This is a genomic window from Streptomyces cathayae, from assembly GCF_029760955.1.
Taxonomy (GTDB): domain Bacteria; phylum Actinomycetota; class Actinomycetes; order Streptomycetales; family Streptomycetaceae; genus Streptomyces; species Streptomyces cathayae.
The window spans coordinates 1,242,401-1,259,009 of sequence record NZ_CP121682.1 but is presented as its reverse complement, the minus strand read 5'-3'; the positions used below and the strand labels follow the sequence as shown (position 1 = coordinate 1,259,009).

Here is a 16,609-nt window from a genome sequence, read left to right as displayed (position 1 = left end):
TTCCACCCCTCGATGAGACGAATCGTAGTAGCGTCATGGTTTATGCAGCTTCGCTACAACTACCGCGCCTACCCCGACGCCGCCCAGCGCCATGCGCTGGCGCGGGCGTTCGGGTGCGCCCGGGTGGTGTGGAACGACTGCCTGCGCGACCGTAAGGAAGCGCACGCGGCCGGGCTGCCGTACGTGACGTCGGCCGAGCTGTCCCGGCTGCGCATCACGCAGGCCAAGCGCACCGCGGAACGCGCCTGGCTCGCCGACGTCTCCGCGGTCGTCCTGCAGCAGTCCCTGCGGGACCTGGATGCCGCCTACCGGAACTTCTTCGACTCGCTCACCGGTAAGCGGCGGGGCCGCAAGGTGGCGCCGCCCCGCTACAAGTCGAAGAAGGACACCCGGCAGTCGATCCGCCTCAACACCAACGCCTTCTCCCTGCAGGAGAACGGTACGGTGTATGTGGCCAAGGTCGGCCACCTCAAGGTCACATGGTCACGCCGGCTTCCCACAGCGCCCACGTCCCTGACCGTCACCCGGGACAGCTGTGGCCGGTACTTCCTCAGCTTCGTCGTGGACACCGCACCGGGCATCCTGCCCGAGGCGGAGACCGAAGCCGGGATCGATCTCGGCCTGTCCGCGTTCGCCGTGCTGTCCGACGGGCGCAAGATCGTCTCCCTGAGGTTTCTGCGCCGGGCGGAGAAGAAGCTCAAGCGGCTTCAGCGGGAGCTGTCCCGCACGCAGAAAGGGTCGAAGAACCGGGCCAAGGCCCGCAGCAGGGTCGCACGCCAGCACGCCAGGGTGGCCGACCGGCGCCGGGACTTCCACCACCAGGCCTCCACTCAGATCATCCGCGACAACCAAGCGGTGTACGTGGAAGACCTCGCGGTGTCCGGTCTCGCACGCACCCGGCTCGCCAAGTCGGTGCACGACGCGGGATGGTCCGCGTTCGTCGGCATGCTGGAGTACAAGGCGGTCAAGCACGGCCGTACCTTCGCCAGGGTGGGCCGGGCTTTCCCGTCCTCCCAGGTCTGCTCGGCCTGCGGATTTCAGGACGGGCCGAAGCCTCTCCACGTCCGGCAGTGGACGTGCAGCCAGTGCGGCACGGTGCACGACCGCGACCACAACGCAGCCCGCAACGTCCTCTTCGAAGGACGCCGTATCGTCGCCGCCGGACGGGCGGAGACACCAAACGCCTGTGGAGCGCCGGTAAGACGGGCACCCGTGCCCGCGCAGCGCGGTGAAGCAGGAAGCCCCCGGAAGGGCCGGACGGCCCAGGCCGGAATCCCTGGACTTCAGGCCAGGGAGCACGTCAAGTTCGTCCCTCTACGACCGTTTCTACGGGTGTAGAGGCGCTGACGTCGCGTCGAAGGAGTAGCTCATGGCACACGTCGTACGAGCCGCCCTGGTCCAGGCCACCTGGACCGGCGACACGGAGTCCATGGTGGCGAAACACGAGGAGCACGCCCGCGAGGCGGCCCGGCAGGGTGCGAAGATCATCGGGTTCCAGGAGGTCTTCAACGCCCCCTACTTCTGCCAGGTCCAGGACGCCGAGCACTACCGCTGGGCCGAACCCGTGCCCGACGGGCCGACCGTCCGCCGGATGCGGGAACTGGCCCGCGAGACCGGCATGGTGATCGTCGTGCCGGTGTTCGAGGTCGAGCAGTCGGGGTTCTACTACAACACCGCGGCCGTGATCGACGCCGACGGCACCGTCCTCGGCAAGTACCGCAAGCACCACATCCCCCAGGTCAAGGGGTTCTGGGAGAAGTTCTACTTCAAGCCCGGCAACCTCGGCTGGCCCGTCTTCGACACCGCCGTCGGCAAGGTCGGCGTCTACATCTGCTACGACCGCCACTTCCCGGAGGGCTGGCGGCAACTCGGGCTGAACGGAGCCCAGTTGGTCTACAACCCGTCGGCCACGCACCGCGGCCTCTCGGCCCACCTCTGGCAGCTGGAGCAGCCGGCCGCGGCCGTCGCCAACGAGTACTTCGTCGCCGCGATCAACCGGGTGGGCCAGGAGGAGTACGGGGACAACGACTTCTACGGAACCTCGTACTTCGTCGACCCCCGCGGCCAGTTCGTCGGCGACGTCGCCGACGACAGCAAGGAGGAACTCGTGGTCCGGGACCTCGACTTCGACCTCATCGAGGACGTACGGCAGCAGTGGGCGTTCTACCGCGACCGCCGCCCCGACGCCTACGAGGGGCTGGTGCGGCCGTGACCGACGACCTGCTGGGCCGCCACCGCTCCGTGCTCCCCGACTGGCTCGCCCTCTACTACGAGGAGCCCATCGAGATCACCCACGGCGAGGGCCGCCACGTCTGGGACTCCGCGGGCAACCGGTACCTCGACTTCTTCGGCGGCATCCTCACCACCATGACCGCCCACGCCCTGCCCGAGGTGACGAAGGCGGTCGCCGAGCAGGCCGGGCGGATCATCCACTCCTCCACCCTCTACCTCGACCGGCAGATGGTCGAACTCGCCGAACGAGTAGCCCAGTTGAGCGGCATCCCGGACGCCCGGGTCTTCTTCACCACCTCCGGCACCGAGGCCAACGACACCGCCCTGCTGCTCGCCACCACCTACCGGCGCGGCAACTCGGTCCTGGCGATGCGCAACAGCTACCACGGCCGCTCCTTCAGCGCGGTCGGCGTCACCGGCAACCGGGGCTGGTCCCCGACCTCGCTGTCCCCGCTGCAGACCCTGTACGTGCACGGCGGCGTGCGCACCCGGGGCCCGTACGCCTCGCTCGGCGACGACGACTTCATCGCGGCCTGCGTCGACGACCTCAAGGACCTGCTCGGCCACACCCGCCCGCCCGCGGCGCTGATCGCCGAGCCGATCCAGGGCGTCGGCGGCTTCACCTCACCGCCCGACGGGCTGTACGCGGCGTTCCGCGAGGTGCTGAACGCACACGGCATCCTGTGGATCTCCGACGAGGTGCAGACCGGCTGGGGCCGCACCGGCGAGCACTTCTGGGGCTGGCAGGCCCACGCGCGCAGCGGCCCGCCCGACATCGTGACCTTCGCCAAGGGCATCGGCAACGGCATGTCCATCGGCGGTGTCATCGCCCGCGCCGAGATCATGAACTGCCTGGACGCCAACAGCATCTCGACGTTCGGCGGCACCCAGGTCACCATGGCGGCCGGCCTGGCCAACCTCACCTACCTGCTGGAGCACGACCTGCAGGGCAACGCCCGGCGGGTCGGCGGCATGCTCCTGGAACGCCTGCGGGCCGTCGCCGCCCAGGTGCCCGGGGTACGGGAGGTGCGCGGGCGCGGGCTGATGATCGGCGTCGAGCTGACGAAACCGGGCACCGACGAGGCCGACCCGCGGGCCGCCTCCGCCGTGCTGGAGGCCGCCCGCCGGGGCGGACTGCTCATCGGCAAGGGCGGCGGCCACAACACCAGCGCCCTGCGCATCGCCCCACCGCTCTCCCTCAACGTGGCGGAGGCCGAGGAGGGGGCCGCGATCCTCGAGCACGCGCTGCGGAGCGCACCGTAGCGACCCGCACCTCTCCACCACCGTCCAGCGGAGGGTCACCGCATGAGCCGTACCGTCATCCGTGGCGGCCTCGTCATCACCGCCTCCGACGAGATCCACGCCGACGTCCTGATCGAGGGCGGCCGCATCGCCGCCCTCGCCGCCTCCGGCACCCCGGCCGCCGCCGCGTTCACCGACGGCCGGGTCATCGACGCCACCGGCAAGTACGTCATCCCGGGCGGTGTCGACGCCCACACCCACATGGAGCTGCCGTTCGGCGGCACCTTCGCCTCCGACACCTTCGAGACCGGCACCCGGGCCGCCGCCTGGGGCGGCACCACCACCGTCGTCGACTTCGCGGTGCAGAGCCCCGGCCGCTCCCTGCGCGAAGGGCTGGACGCCTGGCACGCCAAGGCCGAGGGCAACTGCGCCGTCGACTACGGCTTCCACATGATCGTCTCCGACGTGAACCCGAAGACACTGAAGGAAATGGACCTTCTGGTGGAAGAAGGGATCACGTCATTCAAGAGTTTCATTCGGCCGCGTGACCAGGGGTTTTCTAGCGGAGTAGGCCGTGTGCCGTGCGAGATGGCGGCGTGAGGGGGCGGGTGGGCCGGGGCGTGGTCCCGGCCTGTGTCAGTGGTGGCGTGGTCGGCGGGTATGAAGGGATGGCTGGGAAATGACTCGGACTCTGATTACCGGTGGTCTTGTGATCACGGCCGCGGACGAGGTGCACGCGGATGTGCTGATCGAGCACGGCCGGGTGGTGGCGTTGGCGGCGCCGGGGACGCAGGAGTGGACGGCTGACCGTGTTATCGACGCGTCGCAGAAGTACGTGATCCCGGGCGGGGTCGACGCGCACACGCATATGGAGCTGCCGTTCGGTGGGACGTTCGCTTCGGACACGTTCGAGACGGGGACGCGGGCGGCGGCGTGGGGCGGGACGACGACGATCGTTGATTTCGCGGTGCAGTCAAAGGGCCGTTCGCTGCAGGCCGGCCTGGATGCCTGGCTGGAGAAGGCGGACGGGAAGTGCGCGATCGACTACGCGTTCCACATGATCATGTCGGACGTGAACGAGGCGACGCTCAAGGAGATGCCGAAGCTCATCGAGCATGGCATTTCCTCGTTCAAATTGTTTATGGCCTATCCGGGGGTCTTTTATTCGGATGACGGCCAGATCCTGCGGGCGATGCAGGTTGCTGGTGACACGGCCGGTCTGATCATGATGCACGCGGAGAACGGCATCGCGATCGACGTCCTGGTGGAGCAGGCCCTGGCCCGCGGCGAGACCGATCCGCGCCATCACGGGGAGGTCCGCAAGACGCTCCTTGAGGCGGAGGCGACCCACCGGGCGATCCAGCTCGCCCGGGTGGCCGGCGCGCCGCTCTACGTCGTCCACGTCTCGGCCCAGGAGGCGGTGGCGGAGCTGGCGGCGGCGAGGGACATGGGGCTGCCGGTGTTCGGCGAGACCTGCCCGCAGTACCTGTTCCTGTCGACGGACAATCTGGCGGAGCCGGACTTCGAGGGCGCCAAGTACGTGTGCTCGACGCCGCTGAGGCCGAAGGAGCATCAGGCGGCGCTGTGGCGGGGTCTGCGGACGAACGACCTCCAGGTGGTGTCGACGGATCACTGCCCGTTCTGCTTCGTGGGCCAGAAGGAGCTGGGCCGGGGCGACTTCTCGAAGATCCCCAATGGCCTGCCTGGCGTCGAGAACAGGATGGACCTGCTGCACCAGGCTGTCGTCGAAGGGCACATCTCACGCCGCCGCTGGATCGAGATCGCCTGTGCGACCCCGGCCCGGATGTTCGGCCTCTACCCGCAGAAGGGCACGATCGCGCCGGGCGCCGACGCCGACGTGGTGATCTACGACCCGCACGCCGAGCAGGTCATCTCCGCGAAGACACACCACATGAACGTCGACTACTCGGCGTACGAGGGCACACGCGTCACCGGCCGCGTCGAGACCGTCCTCTCGCGCGGCGAACCGGTCATCACCGAGCGGGAGTACACCGGACGCGCCGGACACGGCGTCTACACCCCGCGTTCCACCTGCCAGTACCTCTACTAGGAGCCAGGAGCGGTGCGCATGGACTTCGGACTCGTTCTGCAGACCGATCCGCCGGCCTCGCGGGTGGTCGACCTGATGCGGCGCGCGGAGCGCAACGGCTTCACACACGGCTGGACCTTCGACTCCGCAGTGCTGTGGCAGGAGCCGTTCGTGATCCACAGCCAGATCCTGGCCGGCACCACCGGGCTGAAGGTCGGCCCGATGGTCACCAACCCGGCCACCCGCACCTGGGAGGTCACCGCCTCCACCTTCGCCACCCTCAACGACATGTACGGCAACCGGACCGTCTGCGGCATCGGCCGCGGCGACTCCGCGATGCGGGTCGCCGGCCGCAGGCCCAACACCCTGGCCCGCCTGGGCGAGGCGATCGACGTCATCCGCGACCTCGCCGAGGGCCGGGAGGCGCTGGTCGACGGCAACCCGGTCCGCATCCCGTGGATCAAGAACGGCAGGCTGCCGGTCTGGATGGCCGCGTACGGCCCGAAGGCGCTGGCGCTCGCCGGCCAGAAGGCCGACGGCTTCATCCTCCAGCTCGCCGACCCCTTCCTCACCGAATGGATGGTCAAGGCGGTACGGAAGGCGGCCCAGGACTCCGGCCGGGACCCCGGCGCCCTCACGATCTGCGTCGCCGCGCCCGCATATGTCACGGCCGACGACTCGCCCGATGCCCTGGCGCACGCCCGGGACCAGTGCCGGTGGTTCGGCGGCATGGTCGGCAACCACGTCGCCGACCTCGTCGCCAAGTACGGCGAGCACTCCGCCATGGTCCCCGACGAGCTCACCACGTACATCAAGGACCGCCACGGCTACGACTACAGCCACCACGGCCGCGCCGACAACCCGTCCACCGACTTCGTCCCCGACGAGATCGTCGACCGCTTCTGCCTCCTCGGCCCCACCGAGGCCCACATCGACAAGCTCCGGCACCTCAAGGACCTGGGCGTCGACCAGTTCGCCGTCTACGACATGCACGACAACCGCGAAGCCACCATCGACGCCTACGGCACCGACATCATCCCCGCCCTTCGCTGACGAAGTTGTTAGGTCCAGGCGCCGATGCAGCTGAACGGCGGCCATCCACCTGTTCCCGATGACGTCGCACGTGGAGTGCGTGGCGGTCTTGGAGTCCGCATGAAGGAGCTCTGACCTGCTAGTTCGTCTCGAATACGAGTGTCCGTACGACCCGGCCGACCTCTTTCCATGGCTACATGATGTTAAGTCTCGCCGTATGCTCGGGATGGCATCCGACCTGCGGTTCGACCAGTGGCTGGCATGGTGCCGCGCATCGGATCGAGACTTTCGTGCGAACCACCGGTGGCCATCATGACGCTCGCCTGACGCTCGTACTGATGGCGCGTCAGGTATTCCTCGCACGCGGTCCGATCCGCGCCCACCCGGTCCGGCCCGCCTGTGCGGAAGACGTCGTCGGCGGGTCCGACTACTCAGTCGGTGGGGGTCGGAGGGGGCCGGTGTGGTGGCCTTCTCTGTAGGGCTCGGGCTGACCGGTGTTGCGCCGGGCTCGGCGGGCGTCAGGTCCAGTGCCGTTGCGGGGTGTCCGCGCCCGTGTCCGTTGTCTCCCGATTCGTCCATACCGGCCCAGCGGTCGATGCGGCCGCCGCCGTAGGTCTGGAGCTTCTTGAACACAACTTCCTCGGCGTCCGCCAACTGCTGGGAAGTCAGAGACGAGTCGGTATCCCTTCACCTACGGCGAGTTCGGTGCCCGACACCGTGTAACCACGGCTGGTCATGCCGAAAATCCAGCCCTCGGGCAGTTCGTAGGTGATGTCAGAGGGAGAGATGAACCGTTCCGGGTTCGATAGAGATCTCAGTCGTTGGTTGTGACCTGGGGTTTCGTGGTTGCGAGGTAGTGGTTGTTCTCGTATTCGACGGGCGGGACGTGGCCTATCTCGCCGTGGAGTCGGCGGTGGTTGTACCAGCCGACGTACTCGGCGGTGGCGAGCTCGACGTCGGACAGCGTCTTCCATGGCCGTCGGGGCTTGATCAGCTCGGTCTTGAACAGCCCGATCATGCTCTCCATCAGGGCATTGTCGTAGGCGTCGCCGACGGATCCGATCGAAGCGGCGATGCCGGCGGCATCCAGATGCTCAGCGAGCCGGAAACTCGTGTACGGCGACCCGGCGTCCGATTGATGAATCAACTCACCTGGCCGAATCGGGTGTTGGTCGCGGTCGCGTTGCCAGAGCGCCATCTCCAGGGTATCCAGCACGAAGACCGTTTCCCTCACGGTGGCTGCGGACCAGCCGACGATCCGGCGGGAGAAGGTGTCCACGACGAAGGCGACGTAGACGACACCGGCCCAGGTTTTCACGTGGGTGAAGTCCGCGACCCAGCAGCGGTTCGGGGCGCCGGCGACAACGTCGCGGTCCAGAAGGTCCGGGGCCCGCTCGACCTGCCCGCCGGGCATCGTGGTGATCACGCGTTTGCCACGGACCGCTCCGGCGATGCCGAGCTCGTGCATCAGGCGTTCGACGGTGCAGCGGGCCACACGGTGGCCCTGCCGGTTCAGCTCACCTCCCACACCGAGGCTTACAGGCAGCCCTTGATGTAGATGGATAACGATGTGACGGTTCGCTGGATTCGGCCACCCACTACATCAGCGAGCGGGCCGAGCGGATCATGCGTGAGCGCGGCATCGTCGACGCCACCCGACGCCGCCACCGGTCGCTGACCAAGCCCGACGCCACCGCCGCACCGGCACCGGACCTGACCATCCACGGTCGCCCGCAGTCCTTGCCCGTCGGAGAGTGGGCCGTGCCGCGTGCCGGAACCTTTTCCTTCCCTCCGGATCGGGACGCGCCGATGGTGGGCCCACACCCTGCGCCAGGACCCGCCCCGCCGAGATCCGCACACGCGGCCGAAAGGAATCAGCAATGCTCCATTCCCTCGCCTACCTCGGCATCTCCTCCCCGGCAGTCGACGAATGGCCTACCTTCGCCACGGAGGTGCTCGGATGCATGCTGGCCGAGCCGGGCCCGGACGGCGCCGTGCGGCTGCGCGTCGACGACGCGCTGTGGCGCATCCAGATCCACCCGGGAGAGGTCGACGCGGTCGACTACTTCGGCTGGGCCGTCACCGACGAGGCCAGCCTCGACGAGCTCCAGGGCCGCCTCGAGGCGGAGGGGGTCGAGGTGCACGAGGGTGACGCCGAGCTGGCGGCTGCTCGTGCCGTCAACCGAATCCGCTGGTTCGTGGACCCGTGGGGATACCGTCACGAGCTGATCTGGGGCCAGATCATCCGGCCCTCGTCGTTCCGCCCCGGTCGTGCCATCAGCCGGTTCATCACCGGCCAGCAGGGCCTGGGACACGTGGTGGTCGGTATGCCCGACCTCGAGCGTGCCCATGACTTCTTCACGCGGGTCCTCGGCTTCGAGCTGTCCGACAAGATCATCACCGACAAGCTCGAGGCGCACTTCTACCACGTCAACGGCCGTCACCACTCCCTGGCGCTGGGTCGCCTGCCGGAGGGCGTGGTGGGCTTCAACCACCTCATGCTCCAGCTGGAGGCCATCGACGACGTCGGGCGTGGTTACGACCTCTGCCTCGAGCGCGGTGTGCCGATCTCGAAGGTGCTCGGGCGCCACGCCAACGACCGGATGGTGTCGTTCTACCTGACCACGCCGTCCGCCTTCAACATCGAGTACGGCTACGGCGGCGTCGAGATCGACGAGGACTGGACCCCCAAGACCTTCGACAAGAGCAGCATCTGGGGTCACACCGTCCACGAGGACAACCCCAAGCCGTCCCCCGGCATCGTCCGACGCCTCGGCTGAACCGTTGGAAGGACTTGTGCCGGACCGCGGAACAACTGGGTTGTCGTGACTCTGATCACTGGACGACGGTTGCTCTGACGAACACACGCGATGGGAAGTCAACGATGGCACTGACCGAAGAGGGAATCGTCCACGTCCCGGGCATGCTCAGCCGGTGGGTCCGCCTCTCCACGGGCGCGAAGGTCCACTACATGACCTCCGGCGAGACCGGGCCGGCAGTGGTCCTCCTCCACGGCGGGATCAACGGCTCGTCCGGAACGGCCGGCTGGCGCTTCATGGCCCCCTACCTCGGGGCGTGCGGCTTCCGGGTCTACGCCCCCGACCTGCCGTCCTACGGACTCACCGAGGACCCGACCAACCACTACGGGTACGGCCTGGGCGGTCATGTCGACTTCGTGCACGACTTCGTGCGGCAGGTGGGCGTGGACGAGTTCCACCTGGCAGGCAACTCGATGGGCTGCAGCATCACCGCCCAGTACGTGGTGACCCACCCCGAGCAGGTCCTCAGCTTCGCGTTGATCGCCGGCCGCATCGGTGACCTCGTCTCGCTCGAGGACATCCGCCGAGCGGACGGACGTGGGCCGAAGGAGCTGCCGCACGTTGCCTTCGACGGCACCGAGGAGAGCATGCGGGCGGTGCTCACGAGCATCACGTACGACCCCTCCAAGGTCACCGACGACGTGGTTGCCATGCGCACTCTCGCGGCCGGCAAGCACGCCGACACCTACGCGAAGAACCTTGCCCGCGTGTTCGGTCCGCAGGACGGCAGCAGCGACCCCAACGAGCTCGCCCGCCTGACCACGCGCGGACGTCTCGACAAGGTCACCATCCCGGGCATCTACCTGTACGGCCGCCAGGACGTGGTGTTCCGCGTCGAGGCGGGCTACCTGCAGGAAGACGCACTCCCCAACGTCCAGTTCTTCTACCCCGACGAGACCGGGCACCAGGGTCAGACCGACCAGCCCGACCTCTTCAACCAGGTCTTCCTCGAGTTCTTCCGTGACGGACGTGTCTCGTGGAAGACGAGTGTGCGCGCCGGGATCTCGGACCGGCGTCCGCCCATTCCTTCCCTCGTCGAGACTCCCGCCGGCTCCGCCGCCGAGTAGAGCCCGAACCAGATCCCACCTCCAGGAGGAACTTCACCATGACCAGCACCGAGGCGAGCGCCACCGAACCGCCGCTCGTGCAGCGCGCTCGCAGGCTCTACCCTTCCATCGCAGAACGGGCGGCGGACGTCGAGAAGCAGCGCTACGTCCACCCGGACAGCATCGACGAGATGATCGACGCGGGCCTGACCCGCGGTCTCCAGTCGGCTGCGTACGGCGGCGCCGAGGCCAACCCGGCCGAGTTCTACCAGGCGGTCTCCGAGATCGCGAAGGCGTGCACGTCCACCGGGTGGATCCTGATGGTGCTCGGTGTCCACACCTGGGAGATGGCGCACATGTCCAAGGAGCTCAACGACGAGCTCTTCGGTGACGACCCCACCACTCTGATCTCGTCGTCCTACAACATGCAGGGCAACGTGGCCACCAAGGTCCCCGGCGGCTACCGTCTCACCGGCTCGTGGAAGTCGTCGAGCGGGATCCTCCACTCCTCGTGGGTGGCCCTGGGCGCCAACGTCGAGGGCGAGCCGGCACCGTACAACTTCGTCATCCCCGTCAAGGACGTCAAGAGCATCGACGACTGGCACGTACTCGGCCTCGCCGGGACCGGCAGCCGCAGCGTGGTGGTCGAGGACGTGTTCATCCCCGAGCACCGGGCGATCGACCGCGACGTCCTGCGCAGCGGCTTCGGGCCCGGGCTCAAGCACACCGACGCGCCCCTGTACCGGGTGCCCCAGTCGCTGATCTACACCTCGGTGTCCTCGGCTCCCGCGCTCGGTGCCGGGTGGCGGTTCTACGAGGAGTTCAAGACGGCCTACGGCGTCTCCAAGACCGTCAGCCGGTCCCTCGGCGACGACCGCCTGATGCTGACCCGCCTGGCGGAGGCGCGTGGCAACCTGTCGGTCGCGGGCACCGTGCCGCGCATCCGTCTGCAGGAGGCGTACGACGCCGCGTGCGAGGGGCGCGAGCAGAGCGACCTGCAGGTGGCGCAGGCGATGTACGACATCTCCCGCAACGGCAAGCTCATCTTCGACATCGCCGCCTCGCTGTTCCCGACGTTGCGACCCAACGCGGTGTACAGCTCCAACATCATGCAGCGCCTCTACCGCGACATCCTGGTGGCGCGCAGCCACGGCACCGCCAACATCGACGAGCGCGGCCAAGCCATGGCCATGGTCGACCTGGGTCTGCCCGGCGAGCACACCATGTTCCTGCCGCCCGAGCGTCGTGCTGCCGCGTGCGAGCGCGCCGAGAAGCTGGGGTACCTGTGAGTACCGTCGCGGCTCACAAGGCAGTGAGCAACGCCCCCGACCCGCGGGCGTTCAGGAACGTCATGGGTCACTTCCCCACCGGCGTGGTGGTGGTGACCGGCATCGCCTCCGACGGCCGGCCCGCCGGCATGGTGATCGGGTCGTTCACCTCGGTGTCGCTGGAGCCCCCGGTGGTGGCGTACCTGCCGTCGAAGAGCTCGAAGAGCTACGTGCGCCTCAGCGAGGCGGAGGTCTTCTGCGTCAATGTGCTCAGCGCCGACCAGGAGCACCTGTGCCGCCAGTTCGCGAAGAGCGACGACGAGAAGTTCGAGGGGCTCGACTGGACCCCTTCGCCGGCAGGGGCCCCGATCCTGCCCGGTGCCGTCGCGTGGATCGAGTGCCGACAGCGGGAGACCCTCGACGTCGGCGACCACTACATCGTCCTGGGCGACACCACCGCCCTGGGCGTGCAGAACCCGGACCTTCCGCTCCTGTTCTTCCAGGGTGGCTACGGGAGCTTCAGCCACGGCTCGCTCCTGATGCCCGGCGGTCCGTCGTTCATCCGTTCGGTGCGGCTCGCAGAGACCCTGCGAGCCCGCATCGAGGACGTGGCCCACGACCTGGGCGCCCAGTGCGACGTGCTGGTCCGCGACGGCGGGGAGGGAGTGCTGGTGGCCAGCGCCAACCAGGCGCTGGGCCGGGTGGGATCCCTCCTGGGTGCCCGGATCCCGATAGTGGCGCCGCTGCAGCCCCTGTTCGTCACCGGCAACTGTGCCGTTCCCGAGGACGCCTGGTTCTCCCTGGGCCGTCTCGACGAGGAGCTCCGGCGCTCGGCCGAGGCGCAGCTGGAGCGCGTGCGCGAGCGCGGCTGGTCGCTCGTGCTGAAGGGCGGCACGTGCGAGGCCGAGATGGACCACGCGATGCAGCGGTTCGCCGACAGCCCCCGCACCCCCACCGGGGACCGCGAGTTCGTCGAGAGCATGGGCCGGATGTCGTCGGTGCGCGAGCCGGAGAAGATCGACCTGGATGCCCGGTACGACGTGCTGTACCTCGCGGTGCCGGTCGTCGACGTGCACGGTGAGGTGGTCCTGACGCTCAAGCTGAGCCAGCTGCCCGAGCAGGCCGAGGGCCGCGAGATTCTGCGGTGGGTCTCCCGCCTGCAGGACGCCGCCCGCGAGTGCGCCGAGGACGCAGCACTCTGGGCCTGACCGACCGCCACAACCGCGAGGTCCCCGTGCCGAGCCGATGCTCGGGACGGGGACCTCGTCGCATACGGGGGCAGCGCCCCGAGGGGGTCAGTCGGTCAGCAGGAAGTCCGACACCAGCCGCTCGAACCGGGCAGCACGCTCGAACGGCACCCACAGACCGGCGCCCGAGTAGATGTGCAGCTCGCTGTCCGGGATGCGGTTGAGCAGGAAGAGCCCGTTGTCGTAGCCCTTCACGCGGTTGTCGCGGCCCCACACGATCAGGGTGCGGGCCCGGATCGAGGGGGCCTCCTGCCACACCGCGTCGCTGGGGTGGGGGCGCCCGCGGTGCCGGGAGCCCTCGAGGGCCTGGGGGGTGATGCTGTTCTGGTGGCGGGCCTCGACGAGCTCGTCGGTGACCAGGGCGGGGTCGCTCACCGTGAGGGCGAGGTAGTGGCGCATTTTCTCGAGCGAGGGGCCCGTCCCGGAGTAGTACTCACGGATCGCCCGTTCGCCCTCGGTGGGGGAGGCGTCGAAGAGGGAGAGGCCGCCGGCCGAGCTCACGAGGACCAGCCGTGCCACCCGGTCGGGGTGGTCGATGGCCATGCGCATCGCCACCGCGCCGCCCGTGGCCAGGGCCACCACGTGGACCGGACCGCTGATCCCCAGCTCGTCCAGGAGCCCGACGAAGAGGTTCGCGTGCGCGCGGTGCTTGCCGTCGGAAGCCTCGACCCAGTCGGACTCGCCGAAGCCGGGCAGGTCGACCACGAGCACGCGGAAGCCACGGGCCCACGTGGCGACGTTCTGGCCGAAGTTCGCCCAGCCGGTCGCGCCGGGCGCGCCCCCGTGGATGCACAGCAGGGTCGGCCCGGACCCGGCCTCGTGGACGTGGACGACGGTGCCGTCCACCTGAACGTGGCGGCTGGTGGCCCCGGTCTCGGTGGGGAGTGGAGGCGTCATGAGAGCCCTTTCGTGAGGCGTGTGAGGCAGGAGCGCTCGCTCCGAGGGTCTGAACCGGCATCATCGCCCCCGAGCCGGAGACGGTGTTCCGTCAGCGTTCCGGTATGCGGCACATCAACCTTTCGGCTGTGACTGCGGACGCGGAGAGTGATCCCACACACGTCGTTCGACACGTCGACGACCAGCGCACATGCACACCAAAAGGAGTCCCACGATGTCAGCAACCGCTGCCCGCCCCCAGGCGGATCGTCCGACACTGGTGGAGCGGGCCCGGCTGTTGGTGCCCGGCATCGCTGAGCGGGCGTCAGAGACCGAGAAGATGCGTCACGTGCACGAGGACAGCCTCAAGGACCTCGCCGACTCCGGTCTCGCACGGGCGCTGCAGGCCAAGGTGTACGGCGGCGAGGAGGCGAACCCCGCGGAGTTCTTCCTCGCGGCCACGGAGATCAGCAAGGCCTGCGCGTCGACCGGGTGGATCATGATGCTCCTGGGCGTGCACTCCTGGGAGCTGGCCCACATGTCGAAGGAGCTCAACGACGAGATCTTCGGGGCGGACCCCGAGGCCCTGATCTCCTCGTCCTATAACATGCAGGGCAACAAGGCGACCCGTGTCGAGGGCGGGTTCCGGCTGTCGGGAACCTGGCGCTCCTCCAGCGGCATCCACCACGCCAAGTGGGTCGTGGTCGGCGCGGACGTGCCCGGCGAGGTCGTCCCCTACAACTTCTTCTTCCCGATCGAGGACGCCAAGGTCGTCGACGACTGGTACACCCTGGGTCTCAACGGCACCGGCAGCCGCACGGTGGTCGTGGACGACATCTTCATCCCGGAGCACCGCGCCATCGACCGCGGCATCCTGTACGGCGGTTTCGGGCCCGGACTGCGGGAGTTCACCGCGCCGCTCTACCGCCTGCCCCACGCCCACATCTACACGATGGTCTCGGCCGCCCCCGCTCTCGGAACCGGTTGGCGGTTCCTGGAGGAGTTCAAGTCCGCGTATGGCGTTTCCAAGACGGTCTCGCGCTCGCTCGAGGGCGACCGGCTGATGCTCGTCCGCCTGGCCGAGGCCCGCGGCGCCCTCTCCGCCGCGCAGACCGTCACCGTGGCCCGGCTGCAGGAGGCCTACGACGCCGCCTGCCGTGGCGAGGAGCTCAGCACGCTCGAGATCGCCCAGGCGATGTACGACATCGCACAGAACGGCAAGGCCGGCATGTCGGTGGTGAGCAGCCTCTTCCCGGCCCTGCGTCCCAACGCGGTGTACAGCTCCAACATCATGCAGCGCCTTTACCGCGACCTCATCGTGGCGCGCGAGCACGGCACCTCCAACGGCGATGCCCAGGCAGAGCCCCTGGCGATGATCGACCTGGGTCTCGCCGGCGGCCACCTGCTGTTCCCGCCGGCCGACCAGCGTGAGGCCGCACGACTGCGTGCCCAGGCCAAGTGCTACATCTGAGCCGCTCGTACCCCCGCGCTCTACGCTGCATCAACCTATTGAGGTCAGCGGACCGATTCGAAGGAAGTCCATAGGTGTCGATCATGGGTTCAGCGCGAGACGCAATGACGGACAAGGATGCGAACGAGGACGCGGCTTCACCCCGCGCCCTGGAAGCCGAGGACTTCCTCGAGGTGACGTCGCAGGTGCCTTCGGGCGCGTGCGTCATGGCGGCGTGGAACCGGCAGCAGGAGCCGGTCGGCACCCTGCTCACCGGTTTCACCCCGGTGTCGCAGGCGCCCCCGTCGCTGGTTCTCGTGGTGCTGAAGGATGCTCCGGGCGTCGAGGACGTCCGGAGGAGCGGACGGTGCTCGGTGGCAGTGCTCTCCGAGGACCAGGACGCGCTGCTGCGGGCGCTGTCGCTTCCCGGCGGCCTGGGCTCGGTGGAGTGGCGGGTCACGCCGCAGGGATCCCCGGTCCTGGACGGCGTGGCGGGCTGGCTCGACTGCCGCGTCCTGCAGACGCACGAGACCTCGGACACCGTGGTCGTGGTGGCCGAGGCCATCGACGCCGGCCTCGCGGAGAACCGGCGGCCGATGCTGCGCTACCAGGGCGGGTTCGGCCAGTTCGTTCCCGGTCGCCTGTCGTCGCTGGAGTCCGTGGGGGCTGCGGCGGCACAGCGGGTGGTCGAACTGGCCCGCGAGCCGATCGAGGTGTTGGCGCGGGACCTCGGTGTCGAGTGCAGCGTGATCACCTACGAGGAGGATCATGCCGTGGCCGTGGCCGTGGCCAACCACTCGTCCTCCGCACGTCGTACCCGGCTGGGCTCCCGCATCCCGGTGGTGCCGCCCCTGGGCATCCACTTCGCCGCGAACCCCGGTTCGGGGATCAGCGAGGACGAGTGGCTCGCGAAGCTCGGTGACGCCGACGCGCCGGAGGTCGACCTCGTACGCGCCCAACTGGCCCGGGTGCGTGAACGCGGTTGGTCGATCACCCTCAGCGGTCCCCTCAGCGTTCCCGAGCTCGACGAGCTCGTGGGTGCCTACAGCGAGTCCTCCGACATCCCGGAGCACACCTCGGCGCTCGTCGACGCCATCCGCTCGATGGCGGCGTACCACGAGCCCGAGGAGATCCTCTCCGACGAGGTCTACGACGTCATCGCCATGAGCGTCCCGGTGCGCTCGCCCAGTGGAGCGGCCCTCGCCGTGCTGAGGCTTCTCGGCCTGCCGCCCCAGGTCACCGGATCGGAGGTCCTCCTCTGGCTCTCGATGCTCCTCGACACCGCACGCTCGGTCGAGGCGCTGCTGGAGCCCCGACCCATCACCTCCCGACAGGCTCTCACCTAGG

Annotated in this window: 13 protein-coding genes and 1 pseudogene; 12 read left to right on the top strand and 2 right to left on the bottom strand. The window is 68.7% G+C overall.

What is annotated here, in order from left to right:
• The first annotated feature begins 42 nt into the window (after positions 1 to 42).
• From PYS65_RS05730 to PYS65_RS05705, 6 genes and pseudogenes are all read left to right on the top strand, one after another.
• On the top strand, positions 43 to 1,338 hold the full coding sequence (locus PYS65_RS05730; RefSeq protein WP_279332688.1) for an RNA-guided endonuclease InsQ/TnpB family protein: 1,296 nt from the start codon (positions 43 to 45) through the stop codon (positions 1,336 to 1,338).
• 31 nt (positions 1,339 to 1,369) lie between these two features.
• On the top strand, positions 1,370 to 2,212 hold the full coding sequence (locus PYS65_RS05725; protein WP_279332687.1) for a nitrilase-related carbon-nitrogen hydrolase: 843 nt from the start codon (positions 1,370 to 1,372) through the stop codon (positions 2,210 to 2,212).
• On the top strand, positions 2,209 to 3,495 hold the full coding sequence (locus PYS65_RS05720; RefSeq protein ID WP_279332686.1) for an aspartate aminotransferase family protein: 1,287 nt from the start codon (positions 2,209 to 2,211) through the stop codon (positions 3,493 to 3,495). Before PYS65_RS05725 ends, PYS65_RS05720 begins: the two co-directional genes overlap by 4 nt.
• 42 nt (positions 3,496 to 3,537) lie before the next feature.
• A pseudogene (locus tag PYS65_RS05715) lies at positions 3,538 to 4,011 on the top strand (amidohydrolase family protein); the annotation flags it as partial.
• A gap of 142 nt (positions 4,012 to 4,153) precedes the next feature.
• Positions 4,154 to 5,545 carry a dihydropyrimidinase gene (hydA, locus tag PYS65_RS05710; RefSeq protein WP_279332685.1) on the top strand — a complete coding sequence of 464 codons (1,392 nt, stop codon included), beginning with the start codon at positions 4,154 to 4,156 and terminating at the stop codon, positions 5,543 to 5,545.
• An 18-nt stretch (positions 5,546 to 5,563) separates the two neighbouring features.
• Positions 5,564 to 6,577: a TIGR03842 family LLM class F420-dependent oxidoreductase gene (locus PYS65_RS05705; RefSeq protein WP_279332684.1), complete on the top strand. Its 1,014-nt coding sequence runs from the start codon at positions 5,564 to 5,566 to the stop codon at positions 6,575 to 6,577.
• Positions 6,578 to 7,370: 793 nt separating this feature from the next.
• On the opposite strand, the gene PYS65_RS05700 is transcribed toward PYS65_RS05705, so the two are convergent.
• Positions 7,371 to 8,084 carry an IS3 family transposase gene (locus PYS65_RS05700; protein WP_279332683.1) on the bottom strand — a complete coding sequence of 238 codons (714 nt, stop codon included), beginning with the start codon at positions 8,082 to 8,084 and terminating at the stop codon, positions 7,371 to 7,373.
• A gap of 352 nt (positions 8,085 to 8,436) precedes the next feature.
• Between PYS65_RS05700 and PYS65_RS05695 the strand changes: the two genes are divergently transcribed.
• The 4 genes from PYS65_RS05695 to PYS65_RS05680 all read left to right on the top strand — a co-directional run bounded on the left by PYS65_RS05695 (position 8,437) and on the right by PYS65_RS05680 (position 12,897).
• A complete protein-coding gene (locus PYS65_RS05695) occupies positions 8,437 to 9,336 on the top strand; it encodes a VOC family protein (protein WP_279332682.1) in 900 nt (299 codons plus the stop codon).
• A 104-nt stretch (positions 9,337 to 9,440) separates the two neighbouring features.
• Positions 9,441 to 10,442, top strand: coding sequence for an alpha/beta fold hydrolase (locus PYS65_RS05690; protein WP_279332681.1), 1,002 nt, complete (start codon positions 9,441 to 9,443; stop codon positions 10,440 to 10,442).
• 38 nt (positions 10,443 to 10,480) lie between these two features.
• Positions 10,481 to 11,710 carry an acyl-CoA dehydrogenase family protein gene (locus PYS65_RS05685; protein WP_279332680.1) on the top strand — a complete coding sequence of 410 codons (1,230 nt, stop codon included), beginning with the start codon at positions 10,481 to 10,483 and terminating at the stop codon, positions 11,708 to 11,710.
• Complete coding sequence (locus PYS65_RS05680) at positions 11,707 to 12,897, top strand: flavin reductase family protein (protein WP_279332679.1); 1,191 nt, start codon at positions 11,707 to 11,709, stop codon at positions 12,895 to 12,897. The genes PYS65_RS05685 and PYS65_RS05680 overlap by 4 nt, the downstream gene beginning before the upstream one ends.
• 87 nt (positions 12,898 to 12,984) lie before the next feature.
• On the opposite strand, the gene PYS65_RS05675 is transcribed toward PYS65_RS05680, so the two are convergent.
• Entirely contained in the window at positions 12,985 to 13,833 is an 849-nt protein-coding gene (locus tag PYS65_RS05675) for an alpha/beta fold hydrolase (RefSeq protein WP_279332678.1), read from the bottom strand.
• 214 nt (positions 13,834 to 14,047) lie between these two features.
• On the opposite strand from PYS65_RS05675, the gene PYS65_RS05670 reads away from it, so the two are divergent.
• Together PYS65_RS05670 and PYS65_RS05665 are read left to right on the top strand one after the other, a co-directional pair.
• Positions 14,048 to 15,283 (top strand): acyl-CoA dehydrogenase family protein, encoded by a 1,236-nt coding sequence (locus PYS65_RS05670; protein WP_279332677.1) that lies wholly within the window; start codon positions 14,048 to 14,050, stop codon positions 15,281 to 15,283.
• 104 nt (positions 15,284 to 15,387) lie between these two features.
• Entirely contained in the window at positions 15,388 to 16,608 is a 1,221-nt protein-coding gene (locus PYS65_RS05665; RefSeq protein WP_279332676.1) for a flavin reductase, read from the top strand.
• The last annotated feature ends 1 nt before the right edge of the window (position 16,609 follow it).

Bases quoted from the DNA above. Each gene is read 5' to 3' on its own strand.
- PYS65_RS05730 (WP_279332688.1), top strand. From the start codon at position 43: ATGCAGCTTCGCTACAACTACCGCGCCTACCCCGACGCCGCCCAGCGC.
- PYS65_RS05725 (WP_279332687.1), top strand. From the start codon at position 1,370: ATGGCACACGTCGTACGAGCCGCCCTGGTCCAGGCCACCTGGACCGGC.
- hydA (WP_279332685.1), top strand. From the start codon at position 4,154: ATGACTCGGACTCTGATTACCGGTGGTCTTGTGATCACGGCCGCGGAC.
- PYS65_RS05705 (WP_279332684.1), top strand. From the start codon at position 5,564: ATGGACTTCGGACTCGTTCTGCAGACCGATCCGCCGGCCTCGCGGGTG.
- PYS65_RS05695 (WP_279332682.1), top strand. From the start codon at position 8,437: ATGCTCCATTCCCTCGCCTACCTCGGCATCTCCTCCCCGGCAGTCGAC.
- PYS65_RS05690 (WP_279332681.1), top strand. From the start codon at position 9,441: ATGGCACTGACCGAAGAGGGAATCGTCCACGTCCCGGGCATGCTCAGC.
- PYS65_RS05685 (WP_279332680.1), top strand. From the start codon at position 10,481: ATGACCAGCACCGAGGCGAGCGCCACCGAACCGCCGCTCGTGCAGCGC.
- PYS65_RS05675 (WP_279332678.1), bottom strand. From the start codon at position 13,833: ATGACGCCTCCACTCCCCACCGAGACCGGGGCCACCAGCCGCCACGTT.
- PYS65_RS05670 (WP_279332677.1), top strand. From the start codon at position 14,048: ATGTCAGCAACCGCTGCCCGCCCCCAGGCGGATCGTCCGACACTGGTG.
- PYS65_RS05665 (WP_279332676.1), top strand. From the start codon at position 15,388: ATGACGGACAAGGATGCGAACGAGGACGCGGCTTCACCCCGCGCCCTG.